Annotated in this window: 14 protein-coding genes and 1 pseudogene; 9 read left to right on the top strand and 6 right to left on the bottom strand. The window is 61.9% G+C overall.

Features of this window, described 5'->3' with window-relative positions:
* The first annotated feature begins 169 nt into the window (after nucleotides 1-169).
* The 4 genes from aroC (at nucleotide 170) to lysS (ending at nucleotide 5,674) form a co-directional block, all read left to right on the top strand.
* The gene (aroC, locus tag NW852_RS12600; RefSeq protein WP_414364409.1) at nucleotides 170-1,306 is read left to right on the top strand and encodes a chorismate synthase; all 1,137 of its coding nucleotides are present in this window, start codon (nucleotides 170-172) and stop codon (nucleotides 1,304-1,306) included.
* An 89-nt stretch (nucleotides 1,307-1,395) separates the two neighbouring features.
* A complete protein-coding gene (radA, locus tag NW852_RS12595; RefSeq protein WP_414371783.1) occupies nucleotides 1,396-2,808 on the top strand; it encodes a DNA repair protein RadA in 1,413 nt (470 codons plus the stop codon).
* A gap of 503 nt (nucleotides 2,809-3,311) precedes the next feature.
* Complete coding sequence (locus NW852_RS12590; protein ID WP_414364411.1) at nucleotides 3,312-4,079, top strand: Uma2 family endonuclease; 768 nt, start codon at nucleotides 3,312-3,314, stop codon at nucleotides 4,077-4,079.
* Between the two features lie 47 nt (nucleotides 4,080-4,126).
* A complete protein-coding gene (gene lysS / locus NW852_RS12585; protein ID WP_414371706.1) occupies nucleotides 4,127-5,674 on the top strand; it encodes a lysine--tRNA ligase in 1,548 nt (515 codons plus the stop codon).
* 33 nt (nucleotides 5,675-5,707) lie between these two features.
* Here the strand turns inward: lysS and groL are convergent, their stop codons facing one another.
* From groL to NW852_RS12570, 3 genes are all read right to left on the bottom strand, one after another.
* Nucleotides 5,708-7,336 carry a chaperonin GroEL gene (groL, locus tag NW852_RS12580; RefSeq protein ID WP_414371708.1) on the bottom strand — a complete coding sequence of 543 codons (1,629 nt, stop codon included), beginning with the start codon at nucleotides 7,334-7,336 and terminating at the stop codon, nucleotides 5,708-5,710.
* 210 nt (nucleotides 7,337-7,546) lie between these two features.
* A complete protein-coding gene (locus NW852_RS12575) occupies nucleotides 7,547-7,876 on the bottom strand; it encodes a 30S ribosomal protein PSRP-3 (protein ID WP_414364441.1) in 330 nt (109 codons plus the stop codon).
* A gap of 77 nt (nucleotides 7,877-7,953) precedes the next feature.
* On the bottom strand, nucleotides 7,954-9,075 hold the full coding sequence (locus NW852_RS12570) for an NAD(P)/FAD-dependent oxidoreductase (RefSeq protein WP_414371709.1): 1,122 nt from the start codon (nucleotides 9,073-9,075) through the stop codon (nucleotides 7,954-7,956).
* 151 nt (nucleotides 9,076-9,226) lie between these two features.
* Between NW852_RS12570 and NW852_RS12565 the strand changes: the two genes are divergently transcribed.
* A complete protein-coding gene (locus NW852_RS12565) occupies nucleotides 9,227-10,000 on the top strand; it encodes a Uma2 family endonuclease (protein WP_414364418.1) in 774 nt (257 codons plus the stop codon).
* Nucleotides 10,001-10,133: 133 nt separating this feature from the next.
* Entirely contained in the window at nucleotides 10,134-10,766 is a 633-nt protein-coding gene (locus tag NW852_RS12560; RefSeq protein ID WP_414334248.1) for a lysophospholipid acyltransferase family protein, read from the top strand.
* Here NW852_RS12560 and NW852_RS12555 read toward each other — a convergent pair.
* A complete protein-coding gene (locus tag NW852_RS12555) occupies nucleotides 10,735-11,166 on the bottom strand; it encodes a (2Fe-2S) ferredoxin domain-containing protein (RefSeq protein ID WP_414426793.1) in 432 nt (143 codons plus the stop codon). The two genes, NW852_RS12560 and NW852_RS12555, sit on opposite strands and share 32 nt — an antisense overlap.
* Nucleotides 11,167-11,343: 177 nt before the next feature.
* On the opposite strand from NW852_RS12555, the gene NW852_RS12550 reads away from it, so the two are divergent.
* Nucleotides 11,344-11,946, top strand: coding sequence for a 2'-5' RNA ligase family protein (locus NW852_RS12550; RefSeq protein WP_414368512.1), 603 nt, complete (start codon nucleotides 11,344-11,346; stop codon nucleotides 11,944-11,946).
* Here the strand turns inward: NW852_RS12550 and gap are convergent.
* On the bottom strand, nucleotides 11,931-12,950 hold the full coding sequence (gap, locus tag NW852_RS12545) for a type I glyceraldehyde-3-phosphate dehydrogenase (RefSeq protein WP_414364424.1): 1,020 nt from the start codon (nucleotides 12,948-12,950) through the stop codon (nucleotides 11,931-11,933). The two genes, NW852_RS12550 and gap, sit on opposite strands and share 16 nt — an antisense overlap.
* A 179-nt stretch (nucleotides 12,951-13,129) precedes the next feature.
* Nucleotides 13,130-13,645, bottom strand: a complete 516-nt coding sequence (locus tag NW852_RS12540; protein WP_414334241.1) for a Crp/Fnr family transcriptional regulator — start codon at nucleotides 13,643-13,645, stop codon at nucleotides 13,130-13,132.
* 265 nt (nucleotides 13,646-13,910) lie between these two features.
* Here NW852_RS12540 and NW852_RS12535 point away from each other — a divergent pair, with 265 nt between their 5' ends.
* Nucleotides 13,911-16,796 carry a helicase-related protein gene (locus tag NW852_RS12535; protein ID WP_414371713.1) on the top strand — a complete coding sequence of 962 codons (2,886 nt, stop codon included), beginning with the start codon at nucleotides 13,911-13,913 and terminating at the stop codon, nucleotides 16,794-16,796.
* A pseudogene (locus NW852_RS12530) lies at nucleotides 16,793-17,647 on the top strand (hypothetical protein); the annotation flags it as partial. The gene NW852_RS12535 and the pseudogene NW852_RS12530, both read left to right, overlap by 4 nt.

Raw genomic sequence — 17,647 nt, 5'->3', positions numbered from 1 at the left:
CCGTCAGTTGCACCGCGCTGCTCGGCAGTTCCCTGGTGCAGAATAGAAAACAGTCGCTTGGGGGCTTTTTATCCCCAACCCTAGAGCTCGCTCAGGCCTCCAAGGACTCTGTCCTGCTAGCGCAAACGGAGCGGGCAGCTTCTCTACCTCTTGGCAACCCAGGGATCCCATGGCCAACGGCAACTCCTTCGGCGTCTTGTTTTGCGTCACCACCTACGGCGAGTCCCACGGGGGGGCGGTGGGGGTGGTGGTGGACGGCTGCCCGCCGCGGCTGCCCTTAAGCGAGGCCGACATCCAGGCGGAGCTGGATCGGCGCCGCCCTGGCCAGAGCTCCATCACCACACCGCGCCAGGAGGCGGATCGCTGCGAGATCCTCTCCGGGGTTTTCCAGGGCTTTACGCTGGGCACACCCATCCACATCCTGGTGCGCAACCAGGATGCCCGCCCCCAGGACTACCGCGAAATGGCCACCACCTTTCGCCCTTCCCATGCCGACGCCACCTACCAGGCCAAGTACGGCATCCGCAACTGGCAGGGGGGAGGACGGGCCTCGGCGCGGGAGACCATTGGCCGGGTGGCCGCCGGGGCCATTGCCAAGAAGATCCTGCGTCTGGCGGCAGGGGTGGAGATCCTGGCCTATGTGCAGCGGGTCAAAGACGTGGAGGCGCAGGTGGATCCCAGCTCAGTAACAGCCGAGCAGGTGGAGGCCAACATTGTCCGCTGCCCCGACCCAGAAGCGGCGGCGGCGATGATTGAGAAAATCGAAGCAGCGGCGCGGGAAGGGGATTCTCTCGGGGGAGTGGTGGAGTGCGTGGCCCGCAATGTGCCCCGCGGGCTGGGCTGCCCCGTGTTTGACAAACTAGAAGCCGACCTGGCCAAGGCGGTGATGTCGCTGCCGGCCAGCAAGGGGTTTGAGATTGGGTCGGGGTTTGCCGGCACCTACCTGACGGGCAAGCAGCACAACGATGAGTTTTACATGACCCCCAGCGGCTGGCGCACCCGCAGCAACCGCTCCGGCGGCATCCAGGGGGGCATCAGCAACGGGGAAGATATCGTCCTGCGGGTGGCCTTCAAGCCCACCGCCACCATTCGCCAGCCTCAAAACACGGTCACCCTCGACGGGCAGGAGACGGTCTTGGCGGCGCGGGGGCGCCACGATCCCTGTGTGCTGCCGCGGGCGGTGCCGATGGTGGAGGCGATGGTGGCTTTGGTGCTCTGTGACCATCTGCTGCGCCACCACGGCCAGTGCGGATCCCTAGTCTTGCCGGAGGTGCCCATTCCTGCCGTTCCTGTGCCCCACAGTTAGCGGCAGCCGGTCGGAGCCCTTGCGGAGATCCTGATTGCGCCAGCGGGATCGAGTCTTTGTATCCTGAGAAAGAGGCGGGATCCCTGCTCATGGCCAAGGCCAAAACCGTCTGGGAGTGTAGCCAGTGCGGCGAGCGCTATCCCAAGTTTTTGGGCCGCTGCGACAACTGTGGCGCCTGGAATACCCTGACGGAGGTGGTTCTCACCCCCTCTCCCAAGTCTGGGTCACCCCAGCGTCTTGTCCCCCCGCGCAGCCGCGGCAGCGGGATCCCCCAGGCAGCCCTTCCTCTCGCTCAGGTCCACTCGGATCGCCACCCCCGCCTTTCCTCGGGCTTTGGCGAGTTCGACCGCGTGTTGGGCGGCGGCATTGTGCCGGGATCCCTGGTGTTGATCGGCGGGGATCCGGGCATTGGCAAAAGCACTCTGCTGCTGCAGACTGCTGCTCATCTGGCCAAGGGCGGGCCTGTCTTGTACGTGTCGGGGGAGGAATCGGCCCAGCAGATTAAGCTGCGTGCAGATCGCCTTAGCGGGACGGAGGGGCTGGGGATAGAAAGCGAGCAGCTCTACCTATTGGCCGAGACCGAGCTGGAGGCCATTCTGGCCGAGATCCAGGCTCTGCAGCCGCAGGTGACCATCATTGACAGCATTCAGGCCATCTTCTGGGGGCAGCTTAGCTCAGCGCCGGGATCTGTCTCCCAGGTGCGGGAATGTGCCGGCCTCTTGATGCGGGTGGCCAAAAAACTGGGGGTGGCCCTGCTCATCGTTGGCCATGTCACCAAAGATGGATCCCTGGCCGGGCCCAAGGTGCTGGAGCACTTAGTGGACACCGTCTTGTACTTCGAGGGGGATCGCTTTCAGAGCCACCGCCTGCTGCGCGCCGTCAAAAACCGCTTTGGGGCAGCCCAGGAAATCGGCGTTTTCGAGATGACTGCCTCTGGCTTGGTGGAAGTAGACAACCCCTCGCAGCTTTTTTTGAGCAGCCGGGATCAGGCCACGCCAGGAACAGCCACCATCGTCGCCTGTGAGGGCACCCGCCCTTTGGTGGTCGAGGTGCAGGCCCTGGTCAGCCCCACCAGCTACAGCTCCCCCCGCCGCACCGCCACCGGCATCGAGCTCAACCGCTTTCTGCAGATCTTGGCGGTGCTGGAAAAACGGGTGGGGATCCCGCTTTCCAAATACGACGCCTACATCGCCTCCGCCGGCGGCATCCAGGTGGCCGAGCCGGCTGCCGACTTGGGGGTGGCGGTGGCCGTGGCCGCCAGCTTCCGGGATCGCCAGGTGGATCCCTTCACGGTCTTGATTGGCGAGGTGGGCCTGGGGGGACAGGTGCGCCCGGTGCCGCAGTTGGAGCAGCGCCTCAAGGAAGCCGCCAAGCTGGGGTTCCGCCACGCCATCATCCCCAACAGCCCTGTTTTGGCCGACGCTGGCCTGCGCCTAAGCCGGGTGCAGCGGCTGCTGGAGGCCCTGCTGGTGGCTCTGCCCAGCTCCGAGCCTACCCAGTGAGAGGGGATCCCCAACTGGCCCAGCTCGGCAGTCGATCTTCCGCCGAGAACCAATCTGCGGGCAAATGTCATTCATATCTATAGCGTTATATAGTAAAGTTTAATGCAAGGACAGCGACTCGATCCCTGCTCGGGTGGGCACCCTATCCTACAGACACTGGCGAAAGATACTGACCAAGGATCGACCTATGGCGTTGGTAGCCCTGTTTATCTTCGTGGTGTACCTGATCGTCTCCCGCTTGAACGCCCAAGCAGAGCGCTAGCTGCTCTCCAAAAGGGATCCGGCCAAAGCTGAGGAGGTCTGGCAGGATTTTTTGTCTCTTGCTCTGCTCAAGGGGGCAGGCCCTCAGCCCAGGGTTGGGCTTCTATCTCTGGCGTGGGATTGGAGAAGCTCTCTGGTCACCCTTTTCCCAGCAGCCTTTGCTACCCTCGAGATGGTTTCATATCGGCTGATCGACAAACAACCGAGCAGCCCCTAGCAACCCTGCAAGGGATCCCGGCATCATGGTTTCTGCACCTTCTAGCCCCCTCAAGCCCTCGACACCAGCAGCGGAGTTTCCACCGCCGCCGCCACCGGATGTCAGCGACCTGACAATCGAGGACGACCAGCCTGTAGACAGCATCTACTCAGAGAAGCTGCAGCGCCTGCTCACCAGCGCCCTCTACGCTTCCTTCCAGCCCAGGGCCAAAGACAGCGGCGAGCCGATCCCCTTCTTGGCCACGGCCAACGTCGGCCTGTTCTACGCCCTCAAGCTGCCGCCGCTGGTGCCCGATGTCATGCTCAGCCTGGAGGTGGCTCCCCCCGCCAGCTTCGAGCGCAAGGAAGATCGCACCTACTTCGTCTGGGAGATGGGCAAGCCCCCCGACGTGGTCATTGAGATTGTCTCCAACCGCGAGGGGGAAGAGCTGGGTCGCAAACTCAGGGACTATGCCCGCGCTGGGGTGGCCTACTACGGGGTGTACGATCCTTTGCGGCAACTGCGGGAGTTACAGGGATCCCCGCTGGTTCTTTTTCAGCGGCGGGGGGGAGAGCTGGTTCCCTTCGATTCCACTTGGCTGGAGGAGATTGGCCTGGGCTTGACCCTCTGGCAGGGATCCTTCGAGGGCGTCAACACGGAATGGCTGCGCTGGTGTGACCGAGAGGGCCAAGTTTTGCCCACCGGCGACGAAAAGGCCGCCCTAGAGCAGCAGCGGGCCGAAAGAGAACGCCAACGGGCCGAAAGACTTTTGGAGCTGCTGCGTTCCCACGGGATCGCGCCGCCGGAAGAGTAAAAAAAGGATCCCGTCCGTTCCTGAAATCCTCTATTCCCTTTACTTCTATGTCCACTCTCCCCAGCAGCAGTGAAGCCGCCCAACGGGCCGCCCGTCTCGAGAAAGCCCGCCATCTGCAGGAGCAAGGGATCCTGCCCTATGCCTATTCTTTCCCGGTTACCCACCTGGCCGCCGAGTTGCAGGCCCAATTTGCCGATCTCGAGCCCGGCGCCGAGCGGGAGGATGTGCAGGTGGCCGTGGCCGGGCGGATCCGGGCGCGGCGGGTCATGGGCAAACTGGCCTTTTTTACCCTCCAGGATCGCTCCGGCACCATCCAGCTCTACCTAGAAAAGCAACGGCTGACGGAGCACATGGGAGAGCTGGCTTTCAAGAACCTGGACAAGCTCCTCGACGTGGGCGACTGGCTGGGAGCCAAGGGCTGTCTCAAGCGCACCGAAAAAGGCGAGTTGTCGGTGCGGGTGGACGAGTACCAGGTGCTGACCAAGGCGCTGCTGCCCCTGCCCGACAAGTGGCACGGCCTACGGGATGTGGAGAAACGCTACCGCCAGCGCTACGTCGATCTCATCGTCAACCCCGAGGTGAAGCAAACCTTGCTCGACCGGGCCAAGATCGTCCGCTCCCTGCGGCAGACCCTGGAGGAGCAGGGCTTTGTGGAGATCGAGACGCCGGTGTTGCAGGTGATCCCCGGCGGGGCGGAGGCGCGGCCTTTCATCACCCACCACAACGCCCTGGATCTGGATCTCTACTTGCGCATCGCCACCGAGCTACACCTGAAGCGGCTGGTGGTGGGCGGGATCGAGCGGGTGTACGAAATTGGGCGGGTCTTTCGCAACGAAGGCATCTCCACCCGCCACAACCCGGAGTTCACCTCGCTAGAGGCCTATCAAGCCTTTGCCGACTACCACACCATGATGGAGCTGACCGAAACCCTGGTCTGCAACGCCGCCCTGGCGGTACGGGGATCCCTGCAAATTACTTACCAAGGGGAAGCCATCGACCTCACCCCACCCTGGCGGCGGGTGACGATACAGGAGTTGGTGGAAGAGGCCACCGGCATCTTCATCGACGTGGAAAAGGGATCCACTGCTGAGCTCTTGCCCGCCCTGGCCGAGCAGGGGATCCCCGATCTCTCCCCCCAGGACTCCCCTGGCAAGCTGCTGGTCAAAGCCTTCGAGCACTGCTGCGAAAGCCGTCTGCGCCAGCCGACTTTTGTTCTGGACTATCCCCTGGAGGTATGTCCGCTCACCAAGCCCCACCGCAGCAAGCCGGGGTTGGCGGAGCGCTTTGAGCTGTTTATCGTCGGGCGAGAGACGGCCAACGCCTACTCGGAGCTGACCGACCCGGTAGACCAACGGCAGCGGCTGGAGGCCCAGGCGGCCCTGAAGGCAGCCGGAGACGAAGAGGCCCACTTTCTCGACGAGGACTTCCTCACCGCCCTGGAGTACGGCCTTCCTCCCACCGGCGGCCTGGGCATCGGCATCGACCGTCTGGCGATGCTGCTGTGCGACGCCCCTAGCATCCGTGATGTCATCGCCTTCCCGCTGCTGCGACCGGAGACGGGAGAAAGCCCTGAACAGGAAAAAGCCCCTGGATAGGGGCCTATGCTACAAGGGCACGGTTCAGGGAAGTTACATCATCCCCGCACCGCCGGAGCGGCCTGTTCCTGTTTTCGTCTTAGGTTCGGGCTTTTCCACCACAATGGCTTCAGTGGTGAGGTACATGGCGGCGATGGAAGCCGCGTTTTGCAGCGCCGAGCGCACCACCTTGGCCGGATCCACGATCCCCTGGGCAAACATATCGACATAGGTTCCGGTCAGGGCGTCGAAGCCAAAGGGCATCTCCTTCTCCAGAACCTTTTCCACCACCACAGACCCCTCCAGGCCAGCATTGTGGGCAATCTGATAGAGCGGCGCCTGTAAAGCCCGGCAGACGATGTCCGCCCCCACCTGCTCTTCTGCGTTCAAGGTGGCCTTAAAGACCGGGATCCCTTTGGAAAGATGCAGCAGCGTTGCCCCGCCACCGGGGACAATCCCTTCCTCCACTGCCGCCCGCGTGGCATTGAGGGCATCTTCAATGCGCAGCTTGCGATCCTTGAGCTCCGTTTCGGTGGCAGCCCCCACCTTGATCACCGCCACCCCACCGGCCAGCTTGGCGATCCGCTCCTGCAGCTTCTCGCGGTCGTACTCGGAATCGGTGGTCTCCAGTTGCTTGCGGAGTTGGGCCACCCGCTTCTCCACCGCCGCTTTGGTGCTGCCATCGGTGACAATGGTGGTCTTGTCTTTGGTAACGGTAATCTTGCGGGCCACCCCCATCATGTCTAGGGTGACATTTTCCAGTTTGATGCCAATATCTTCGGAGATGAGCTGCCCACCAGTGAGGATGGCAATGTCCTCCAACATGGCCTTGCGTCGATCCCCAAAAGCCGGCGCCTTCACCGCCACCGCGTTCAACACCCCCCGCAGGCGGTTCACCACCAAGGTGGCCAGCGCCTCTCCTTCGACATCTTCCGCAATGACCAGCAGCGGCCGCCCCTCTCGTGCCACTCGCTCCAGAACAGGCACCAGATCTTGTAGGCTGGAGAGCTTGTTGCTGGTGATGAGCAGATAGGCATTTTCGTATTCGGCCACCATCCGCTCCGTATCAGTCACGAAATAAGGGGAAATGTAGCCGCGGTCGAACTGCATCCCTTCGACAACTTCCAATTGGGTTTCCAGCGACTTGGACTCTTCGACCGTGATCACCCCATCTCGCCCCACGGCATCCATGGCTTTGGCAATCATCTCCCCCACTTCCGGGTCGTTGCCGGCAGAGATGGTAGCCACCTCGGCGATGGTCTTGCGGCCTTCCACAGGCTTGGCATGGGCGGCAATTTGCTTCACCAGGTAGGCGGTGGTCTTCTCGATGCCGCGCCGCAAGGCTACGGGGTTGGATCCTGCCGAAATATTCTTCAGCCCTTCCCGCACCATGCTCTGGGCCAAAATGGTGGCTGTGGTGGTGCCGTCTCCGGCCACGTCGTTGGTCTTGGTGGCCACTTCTCGCATCAACTGGGCACCGGTGTTCTCCAAAGGATCCGCCAACTCAATTTCTTTGGCAATGGTGACCCCGTCGTTGACGATCTGGGGAGCGCCAAACTTCTTCTCCAGAACAACGTTGCGCCCTTTGGGGCCAACCGTAACCTTGATTGCATCCGCCAGTTGATTGATGCCCTGCTCCAATGCCTTGCGGGCCTCTTCTTTAAACAGAATCTGCTTGGCCATAGAATCCGCGATCCTCGTAATTTCAACTGGGCTACTTAGCGCTGAGTGCTGCTAGGCAGAGTGGGATCCCAGAAGAGCCCCAGCGATCCATCGGCTTGGCCGAGTGCAGAGTTAGCACTCTGAAACCTCGAGTGCTAATCTAACCCAAAAGCGGGATCCCCAGCAAGATGAGTTGAGTTTGGAGTCGCGGCCTTAGCGGGGATGGGAGAGTTAGGCGTTGCCACCGATGAGGATGTCGGGAAACTGGGCTTGGGCTTCGCTGATGGGGCGCTCGCGTCCGCCGTTTTGCCAGTAGTTGATCAGTTCAGTGGCTTGGTTGAGCAGAGTGATGCGATCTTCCTCGCTGATCCAAGTTTTGCTCTCCAGCTCAGCTTTGAGCTGTTCCCAGGCGTCATCTCGCGGCCAGAAGAAGTAGCGGGTGAGGGGGCTGCGGTTTTTGGCCACCACCTGATCCACGGCAATGGCCAAATCGTTTTCCAGCCAGAGAGCTTTTAGGGCAAGTTTCGGCAAGGCTCTTTTCTCCTTTGCAGGACTCGACAGGTCACACGCTGGCTCGGCCTGAGCCGGGCAGCCTTCTATTCTGACATAAGTCCGGATCCCTCAGGGGATAGGCCCGCTCAGCCCTGTTTAGGTCTTGGGGCAAAAGCGCTTAGATCGCAGAGGGCTGTTTTCCCTTTCAGCACCAAATCTCTCAGGACGGCGGCGCTAATCGGGGCCAGCAACACCCCATTGCGGTAGTGGCCAGTGGCAACAAAAAGATTGACATAGCCGGGAGCCGGCCCCAGGATGGGGGCACGCTGCCCCAGCGGTCGGGGTCGATGGCCGGCCCAGTGCTCCAGCAGGGTGGCTTCGGCTAGGGCCGGGCAAAGCTGGATGGCGTGGGCCAGCAGATCCTGTAAGGCCAGCAGCGTCGGCTCAGGCTGGGTGGCCTGAAACTCCACGGTTGCCCCCACCCACAGGGATCCATCGCCGAGGGGAACCAGGTGCAGATCCGCGGCGCTCACGACCGGCCCCAGAGGGATCCCAGCGGCTTTGATCCGCAGGGCCTGGCCCTTGACAGCCTGCAGCGGTATCTGCAACCCCAGCTCCTCAGCCAAAGGGGAGCTGCCCAGGCCGGCAGCGAGAACGACATAGCCTGCCGAGAAGGTAAAGGCCGGCGTATAAACTGCCTGCAGGCGAAAGGGAGGATCCAGGCTGCGCTGCATCTTCTGAACCGGCTGGTGAAAGAAAAAGCGGCAGCCTCTACGCTGGGCTGCTTCCACAAGCGCCTGCGTGAGGAGGCGGGGTTGGATCTGCCGATCTTGGGGCGAGTAGATGGCCCCGGCCAGGTCGCCGCGCAGGCCCGGCTGCAGGGATCCCACTTCGCCGGGGCTAAGCAGCTCCAGGCGGTAACCTGCTTGCCGCCGAGCCGCCAGGGTTGCTTGCCAAGCGTCCACTTCCTCCTCCCGAAGGAGCTTGAGGATGCCGTGCCGATTGACGGGCAAATTCCGACCCAAGTCCGCTTCCAGCCGGGCAATCAAGGGATCAAACTGCTCTAGGCTTTTCAGGCGCAACTGCACCACCTCCCCATCCGGCTGGCGGCTGCAGATCCCCATCAACACCCCCAGTGACGCGCCCGTGGCGCCTGAGGCCGGATCCTTGGCGTCGATCCCAACCACTGATAGCCCTGCGGAAGACAGCTCGTAGGCGATGGCACAGCCCACCACGCCACAGCCAATCACCAAAACGTCACAGTTCAAGGTTCTTCCTCAAAGAGATCCCTTTTGCCGTGATACCCCATTCTCCGGGCGGGATCCCTTCTGGAGAGCGGCCAGCTTTGCCGCCCTTGTCCTCTGCGGCAAAAAGTAGGGGAAACGGCTAAGATGTCGACATCCCCGACTGCCTTCGCCCATGGATACTGAACTGCTGCTGCCCGACATCGCTGATCTGGTCACTGAGGACGATACCCCGGTGGATAACTTTGCCTCTGAAAAGCAGCAGCGTCTCCTGACGGGGGCACTCTACAGCTCTCTGCCCCACAAAACCTTCCTGGCAGCAGCCAATGTGGGCATCTACACCACCCCTAACCGGCCTCCCATCGTGCCGGATGTTTTTCTCAGCCTGGATGTCACGGTGCCGGAACAATGGTGGGAGAAGCAGAACCGTTGCTATCTGCTCTGGCAATTTGACAAGCCGCCGGATGTGGTGATTGAGATTGTCTCCAACCGCGAAGGCGACGAGCTAGGGGGCAAGCTCAGTCGCTACGAGCAGATGCGGGTCAGCTACTACGTGGTTTTTGATCCCAACCACGAGCTGGGGCCAGAGGAGCTGCGCATTTTCGAGCTGCGAGGCCGCCACTATGCGGAAATGACCGAGACCTGGCTGGAACAGGTGGAGCTGGGCCTGAAGCTGTGGGACGGAGTTTTCGAGGGGAAACAAGCCCGCTGGCTGCGCTGGTGCGATGCCCAAGGGCAGTTGCTGTTGACGGGAGATGAGCGGGCCGAGCTGGAGCACCAACGAGCCGAGCGGGAGCGCCAGCGGGCCGAGCTGGAACGCCAACGAGCCGAGCGGGAGCACCAGCGGGCCGAGCTGGAACGCCAACGAGCCGAACAGGAGCGCCAACGGGCTGAGCGTCTGGCGGAAAGGTTGCGGGCTTTGGGCGAGGATCCTGATCTGGAGAGGTGACATACTCCTGGCCCTCACCGCATCCCACCCTAAGTGAAGGTCTCAGGAAAACCTATCTCCAAAGTCGCTGGGGATCCCCCGCTTTCCCCTACACTCAAAGAGGGAGCTACCCCCAAGTTGGGAAATCGTCCAGATGGGCTATCGCCGCCAGGATTGGTTGGCCTACTGGCTGCTCAAGTGGCTAGTGGTCAATCCACTGTTTCGGGGACTGTATTTTGGCCGCACCTATGGCCAGGAAAACGTGCCTCGCCAGGGATCCCTGATCATTGTCAGCAACCATGCCAGCCACTTGGATCCGCCGCTGGTGGCCAATGCAGTGCGCCGCCCTGTAGCCTTCATGGCCAAGGAAGAGCTGTTTCGGGTGCCAGCGCTGAAGCAGGTGATCCGGCTCTACGGGGCCTACCCGGTCAAGAGAGGCGGCTCTGACCGCGCTGCCTTGCGAGCCACGGAAGCAGCCCTGGCGCGGGGATGGGCGGTGGGGATCTTTCTCAACGGCACCCGCACCCCCGATGGCCGCATTCCCCAGCCTCACCTGGGGGCTGCCTTGGTGGCAGCGCGCACCCAGACACCTCTGCTCCCCGTGGCCCTCTGGGGTACCGAGAAGGTGCTGCCCAAGGGATCCCGCTGGCCACGGCTGTTCTGCCCCATCACGGTGCGCATCGGCAAGGTGATCCCCCCCCCTGCTTCCAGCGATAAGGCTGATTTGCAACAGGCGACGGCAGAGTACGTGCAGGCTATCCACGCTCTTTTGGATCAGGGGCGCTGAGGGTATCTTGGGCTACCAGATACTCGGCCACCGGGATCCCGCCCAGGATATGCTCTTGCAGCACCCGCTCTATCACCGGGGGCGTGGCCGAGTGGTACCAAAACCCACCGGGATACACCAACAGCACTGGCCCGGGAACACCATAGTTGCAGGCCCGCAGGCAGTTGGCCTTGGTGCGGTTGACGCGCAGAGGGCCTACGCCCGCCAGCTCTAGGTTCAACTGCTGAATCCGCAGCCTCAGGTATTCCCAGGCTTCCAGTCCCACCGCTTTCTCGCAGCACTTGGGCTTGGTCTGGTCGGCGCAGAGAAAGAGATGCCAATGGTAGGACGGAAGCGGAGCCGGCTGAGGTTCTGAAGATGCGGTTGCCGGCGGGGGAAGGGGAGCGGAAAGCTGGGTCATAGAGGAGCCCTCTAGCCTACTGCTACTAGATAATCGCTAGATAATTATATGAGAATATGAGTGGCTAAAGAAGATGCCGGGCATCCCGACAAACCCTGTGACCCTTAGGGAATGGGGTAGAGGTCTAGGGCTGGGCTGTCCTAGCCTGGATAATACAGATCCCTCACCTGTCCGGCAATGGTGAACGACGCTCCCCAACAGCGGCTGTTTCTCGCCCTCCTACCCCCGGCAGACCTGCAGGAGCAAGTGACCGCCATCAAACAACAGTTTGCCGAGCAATTTGCCAGCCGCGCAGCCCTGCGCTCGCCTCCTCACATTACCCTGGTGCCTCCTTTCGAGTGGCCCACTGCCGAGCTGCCAGCCCTGACGGGATCCCTGGGAGAGTTTGCCAAGGAGCAGGCTCCGGTTGCCGTTGAGCTCCGCGGCTTCGGTGCCTTCGCGCCACGGGTTATCTATATCCACGTCGAGCCCTCCCCTGAGCTGCAACAGCTCCAGGCCAAGACACAGCGCCACGTGAATCTGCTGCTTAAGCCAGAGCCAGCCCCTACCCCAGCTCGTCCCTTTGTCCCCCACATGACTGTGGCCTTTCGGGATCTCAGCCCGGCCCAGTTTCGCACCGCCTGGCCACAGTTCAAAACTCGCCCTTTCCAGGGATCCTTTCTCGCCTCCGCTCTCACCCTCCTCAGCCATGACGGCAAGCGCTGGCAAGTTTTTGCCGAATTCTCCCTCTCCGCCTCTGAGGGATTGAGACAGGAAACAACAGCCTACTCAACCCAGTGAGCAGCCATGTATTCAGCCAGATCCAGCACCCGCTGCGAGTAGCCCCACTCGTTGTCGTACCAGGCCATCACCTTCACCAGATCCCCGTCCAGCACACTGGTCATCTCCGCATCCACAATCGCCGAGCAGTCGTGGCCGCGATAGTCGATGGAGACCAAGGGGATATCGGAGTAGGCAATGATCCCTTTCATCGTGGTCTCTGAAGCTTCCTTGAGAGCCGCGTTCACCTCTTCGGCAATCACACGCCGCTCTGTTTGCACCACCAAGTCTACCAGCGACACATTGGGCGTGGGAACCCGTACTGCCACCCCGTTCAGCTTGCCCTTCAGTTCGGGGATCACCAGCGCTACTGCCTTGGCCGCCCCGGTGGTAGTGGGCACCATGCTCAGCGCCGCCGCCCGCGCCCGTCGCAGATCGCGGTGGCCACCATCCAAAATCCGCTGGTCGCCGGTGTAGCTGTGGGTGGTGGTCATCGTAGCCCGCAGGACGCCGAACTTGTCCAGCAGCACCTTGAGGAGCGGTGCAAGGCAGTTGGTGGTGCAACTGGCGTTGCTGACAATGTTGTGCCGCACCGGGTCATAGGTGTGTTGGTTAACGCCATACACAAAGGTAGGGATGTCGCCTCCCTTGGCCGGAGCCGTGATCATCACCTTCTTGGCTCCCGCCTCTATGTGTTTAGAGGCACCCTGGTAGTCTACAAAAACACCTGTGGCCTCAATAACAAGATCCACTTTCCACTCTTTCCAGGGCAGGTTGCTGGGGTTGCGATCGGAAACGGCGTGGATGTGCTTGCCGTTAACCAGCAGGCCACCCTCGGTAGCCTCCACTTCCACCCCTTGCAGTGGCCCGAGGATGGAGTCGTACTTGAGCAGATGGGCAGCCGTGCGAGCGTCTGAGGTGTCGTTGATGGCAACAATATCCAAGTTAGACTGGGAGCGCCCCAGCCAACAACGCAAAAAGTTGCGACCGATGCGACCGAATCCGTTGATGGCTACCCTGACCACTGCTCTTAACCTCGCTGCTTGAAATGCTTCGGGAGCTGCTGCTTAGCACATAATACCGCAAGCCCTGGCTATTCTGAAGATAAAATTTGGGATCCCACCGCTTGATTTTTGGCTTCTTTGTAGGAGTGCCAGAACCTTGATTCTAGGGATCCCAGCCTGCCGGCAGGGGTTCTTTTTCCTCAAGCAGGATAGCGCTGCTGCAGCAGGGCCATAGCCGAGGCGACATTTTCCGCCCCCCGTTGTTCCAGGAGATCTGCGAACATGCTGTCGAGCCAAAAGAGGCGCTCGCCGATGATCTGGGTCCAGGCGCGGTAAAGCTTCACCTGGACTTCCAGGGGCAATAGGAGCAGCCCTTCGCTGGAGAGGCGCAGGGTTTGCACCTCGGTTAGGCTCACTGCGGTAAAGGAGCGCCGCCGCCCCGTCAGCAAGGAAAGTTCTCCAAACACGCGCCCAGCATGCAGTGTTGCCAGCCAGTAATCGCCGGGATAGCGCATGTACTGGCGCCGCAGCTCCACGATCCCGCTGAGAACTACGTACAGGTCGCTGCTGGGATCCCCTTCTTGGAAGATTACCTGGCCGGGAGAAAAGCGACTGGGCAGTAGGGCAGCCGTCAATGCCTTCCACTCAGCATCTGCCAAGGACTGAAAGAGCAAGTGGTCGCGAACACGCTCAAACGGATAACGGGTGCTGCTCATCGGGTCAGCGGCTGGAAGTGCTTGGGGCCGGCTCTGTTTCATCCTACCGTCACCCCACGTTTTGGGTAGGAAGGATCCCTGCAAAAGGCTTGGGCGAGAAGGCCATTTTCCAACATGTAGAATTTTTGCCGGCCATAGCGCCGGCAGAAGTTCTGCCTAGGCAGGCTGTGGGGGTTCCTGAAAAAGCCGAAGAAGCTCGCCAGTCCTTCCCGGGAAGCGGCAAAGATGCATACAAATGGAGAAAGCTCTCTAGGGATCCCAATCGATGCAGCCTGGTTCGATTGTCCGCTGCCGCGAGCGCGAGTGGGTGGTGCTCCCCGCTGATTCCGAAGAAGGGGTAGTGCTGCGGCCCCTTACTGGCACGCCAGAGGACGCGATTTGCCTTCACCGACAACTGATGAACCTCATAGGCGGCACCTTGCCCTTTGAGCGCATCGAGCCGGCCTTCTTCCCGCTGCCCCGCGCCGACCAAGTTGCCGATGCTGCAGCCGCCCATCTCCTCTGGCAGGCAGCGCGCCTTATCTTACGCGAGGGCGCCACTCCCTTCCGCTCGCTGGGGCGCATCTCCATCCGGCCACGAACCTACCAGTTTGTGCCGTTGCTCATGGCGCTGCGCCTTGATCCGGTGCGGCTATTTATTGCCGATGATGTGGGAGTGGGCAAGACCATTGAAGCGCTGCTGATAGCCAGAGAACTTCTGGATCGCGGCGAGATCCGCCGCTTTTGTGTCCTCTGCCCGCCTTACTTGTGCGAGCAGTGGGCCAGGGAGCTGGCGGAAAAGTTTAACCTCGAGCCGGTAGTTATCCGGTCGGGGACGGTAGGGCAACTGGAGCGGCAAACCCCGCCGGGACAAAATCTCTACGAATACTTCCCGGTGCAGGTGGCCAGCATTGATTTTGTTAAAACGGAGCGCAACCGCCCTCAATTTCTGCAGTTTTGTCCTGAGCTGATCATTGCCGACGAAGTGCACGGGGCGGCAGCGGCCAGTTCCGGCAGAGCTCAGCAGGAGCGGCATGCTCTTTTGAGAGCTATTGCCCAAGCGCCCAACCGCCACCTAATCCTGCTGACGGCTACTCCCCACAGCGGCATCCCAGAGGCCTTCCGGTCGTTGCTGGGGCTGCTGCGGCCGGAGTTCGAGGAGTGGGACCTTCAGGATCTCAAGGAGAACCAGCGCATCGAGCTGGCCCGTCACTTTGTCCAGCGCACACGGCGGGACATCAAGGAGACCTGGCAAGAAACCGCCTGCTTCCCAACCCGGGAAGCTGAAGATGAGACCTATGACCTTTCACGCTGCTACCGCGAGCTGTTTGAGCGCACCTATGCCTTCTGCTCGGAGCTGGTGCGCACCGGCCAGCAGATGGAGCAGCGGCGGCGGCGCGTACGCTACTGGGGGGCGCTGGCTCTTTTGCGCTGTGTCATGTCCAGTCCGGCAGCGGCTCTGGCGGCGCTGGCCAATCGCAGCGCAGGCTCTCGGGAAGAAGAGGCTGAGGAGAGCTTTAGCCGCTGGGTGTTCGAGTCGGCACAAGAGCGTACTGACGACGAATTACCGCTGCCAGCTCTTGAAGCTGCAGAGCAAACTCTGCCCGACAGCGACCGCCGCCGGTTGCGGGAGCTTGCCCGTCTGGCCCACCAACTTCACGGCGTAGACCAAGACACCAAGCTGGCGCGGGCCATCGAGCTGGTGAAGCGGCTCCTCGCCGAGGGCTTTCACCCCATTCTCTGGTGCCGCTATGTGGCCACAGCAGGGTATCTTGCCGACCACCTTCGGCAGCACCTGGGATCCGCAACTCAGGTAGCCTGCGTAACCGGCCGCATGGGCGACGAGGAACGGGAGGCCAAGATTGCGGAAATTGCCGTTGACCAGCCACGGGTGCTGGTGGCCACCGACTGCCTCTCGGAAGGGATCAACCTGCAGGAAAAGTTTACAGCCGTCATCCACTACGACCTGCCCTGGAACCCCAACCGGCTGGAACAGCGGGAGGGGCGGGTGGATCGCTATGGCCAACGGGCCGAACGGGTCAAGGTCGTCCGCTTTTTCGGGCGGGATAACCCTGTGGACGGTGCGGTGCTGCAGGTGCTGCTGGACAAGGCGCGGGAAATCCGCCGCACCCTTGGCACCCACGTGCCTGTGCCCGAAGCGAGTGAAAGCGTTACCCAGGCGGTGCTGGAGGCCCTTTTTCTGCGCCAGGGATCCGGCTCAGGGGAGCGCCAGTTGGCGCTGGATCTGGGGATGGCAGAGGTGAGCCAGTTTCACGCCCAGTGGGATCGCTCTGCTGAGCAGGAGCGGCGCAACCGCACCCGTTTTGCCCAGCGATCCCTCAAGCCGGAAGAAGTGCAGCGGGAACTGGAGGCCACAGACGCTGTGCTGGGGGATCCGCAGGCCGTGCAGCAATTTTTTCTAACTGCTGCCCAGCGCCTAGGCCTGGCTGTGATCCCTGACCGGCAGTCTGGAGTCTTCCGGGTCAACCTCAGCCAGGAGGGCACGGCAACCCTGCCGGAGGCCATTCGTTCAGTCCTGCCCCGGCCCAAGGGTGGACAGTGGCGGATTAGCTTCATCTCCCCCACGCCGGAAGGAGCGGAATACGTTGGCCGCAACCACCGCCTCATCGCTGCCCTGGCCCACTTTTTGTTAGAGAAGGCCTTAGATAAGCCTGAAGAGGCCGTCGTCTCCCGCTGCGGGGTCATTCGGACACGGGCTGTGGCTGCGCTCACCACCCTCTTGTTGCTGCGGGTGCGCTACCTAGTGGAGCAGCCGCTGGCTCAGCCTCTGCTAGCGGAGGAGGTGCTGGTGCTGGGAGGGGTTGGCCTAGAAAGAGGCGAAGCCCGCTGGCTGGAAAGTAGGGCAGCGCTCCAGCTTTTGGCCGCAGCCAAGCCAGATGCCAACCTGCCGCTTGTAGAAAAGCAGGAGTTGGTGCAGCAGGTGCTAGACAGCCTCAGCCCCTGGCCGCCGACTGCAGAAAACTGGGGTCTAGGACACCCCCTTCAGCAAGGGATCCGGGAGGCCATTTTCCAGCGAGCTGGCGAGCTGGCTGAGGCCCACAAGCGCATCCGACAGGCCATCTCCCAGCGCGTGCGCGGGCTGGAGGTTAAGCCGCAGTTTCCCCCCGATCTGCTGGGAATTCTTGTCCTACAACCTCTGCTGTCCAGATGAGCCAATTTCCTGCTGTACGCCTTGAAGGGGGCCTCTTGGGGCCGGACATCCTGGAGCAGCTTTTGGCTGGCGAGCTGTCAGGCCAGAAGCCGAAAGACTTTGGGCTAGAAGACAAGCGCAGCCTGACGGAAGAAATTGCCAGCGTCTTTGCCGAGGCCCGCACCCAGTGGGAAGTTTTCCGCCGCCGGCTGGCCCGTCTGCCGGAAGGGGATCCGGCCACGTCGGTTACCCGCGATGCCTGGGTTATTCCCTTTCTTAGCTTTCTGGGCTACGAGCTGCGCTACAACCCACGGGCCTATGAGCTGGACGGTGCCACCTTTGCCATTTCGCACCGCGCCGGCGAAGCAGAGGATGCCCCGCCGGTGCACATTGTGGGGGTACGCCAGGAGCTGGGGCGGCTGGCTTCCACCGGCAGGCCGCGTCTAGCCCCTCACTCACTGCTGCAGGAGTATCTCAACCGCAGCGAGCACCTCTGGGGCATCGTCACCAACGGGCTGACCCTCCGTCTATTGCGGGACAGCACCTTTGTGCGCCGGCAGGCCTATGTGGAGTTTGACCTGCAGCAGATCCTAGAGGAGCAGCGCTTTAACGACTTTGCCATCCTGTTTCGCCTGCTGCACCGCAGCCGTTTGCCCCAAAAGGCAGAGCAGGCGCGGGAGTGTTGGCTGGAGAAGTACTACCAGCAGGCTCTGGAACAGGGGGGGCGAGTCCGCGAGCGGCTGCGGGATGGGGTGGAAGAGTGCCTCAAGGGCCTGGCCAAGGGTTTTCTTGCCCATCCCAAAAACTCCCACCTGCGTTCTCCAGGATCGAACTGCCTTACCCCGGAGGAGTTCTACCGGCAACTGCTGCGG

It is taken from the genome of Synechococcus sp. H60.1 (assembly GCF_047462335.1).
In the GTDB taxonomy this organism is placed as follows: domain Bacteria; phylum Cyanobacteriota; class Cyanobacteriia; order Thermostichales; family Thermostichaceae; genus Thermostichus.
The sequence above is the reverse complement of the archived record's forward strand: the minus strand, read 5'-3'. Positions and strand labels throughout refer to the sequence as shown.

Coding starts and splice junctions, on each gene's coding strand:
- aroC (WP_414364409.1), top strand. CDS start 170: ATGGCCAACGGCAACTCCTTCGGCGTCTTGTTTTGCGTCACCACCTAC.
- radA (WP_414371783.1), top strand. CDS start 1,396: ATGGCCAAGGCCAAAACCGTCTGGGAGTGTAGCCAGTGCGGCGAGCGC.
- NW852_RS12590 (WP_414364411.1), top strand. CDS start 3,312: ATGGTTTCTGCACCTTCTAGCCCCCTCAAGCCCTCGACACCAGCAGCG.
- lysS (WP_414371706.1), top strand. CDS start 4,127: ATGTCCACTCTCCCCAGCAGCAGTGAAGCCGCCCAACGGGCCGCCCGT.
- groL (WP_414371708.1), bottom strand. CDS start 7,336: ATGGCCAAGCAGATTCTGTTTAAAGAAGAGGCCCGCAAGGCATTGGAG.
- NW852_RS12565 (WP_414364418.1), top strand. CDS start 9,227: ATGGATACTGAACTGCTGCTGCCCGACATCGCTGATCTGGTCACTGAG.
- NW852_RS12560 (WP_414334248.1), top strand. CDS start 10,134: ATGGGCTATCGCCGCCAGGATTGGTTGGCCTACTGGCTGCTCAAGTGG.
- NW852_RS12555 (WP_414426793.1), bottom strand. CDS start 11,166: ATGACCCAGCTTTCCGCTCCCCTTCCCCCGCCGGCAACCGCATCTTCA.
- NW852_RS12550 (WP_414368512.1), top strand. CDS start 11,344: ATGGTGAACGACGCTCCCCAACAGCGGCTGTTTCTCGCCCTCCTACCC.
- NW852_RS12540 (WP_414334241.1), bottom strand. CDS start 13,645: ATGAGCAGCACCCGTTATCCGTTTGAGCGTGTTCGCGACCACTTGCTC.
- NW852_RS12535 (WP_414371713.1), top strand. CDS start 13,911: ATGCAGCCTGGTTCGATTGTCCGCTGCCGCGAGCGCGAGTGGGTGGTG.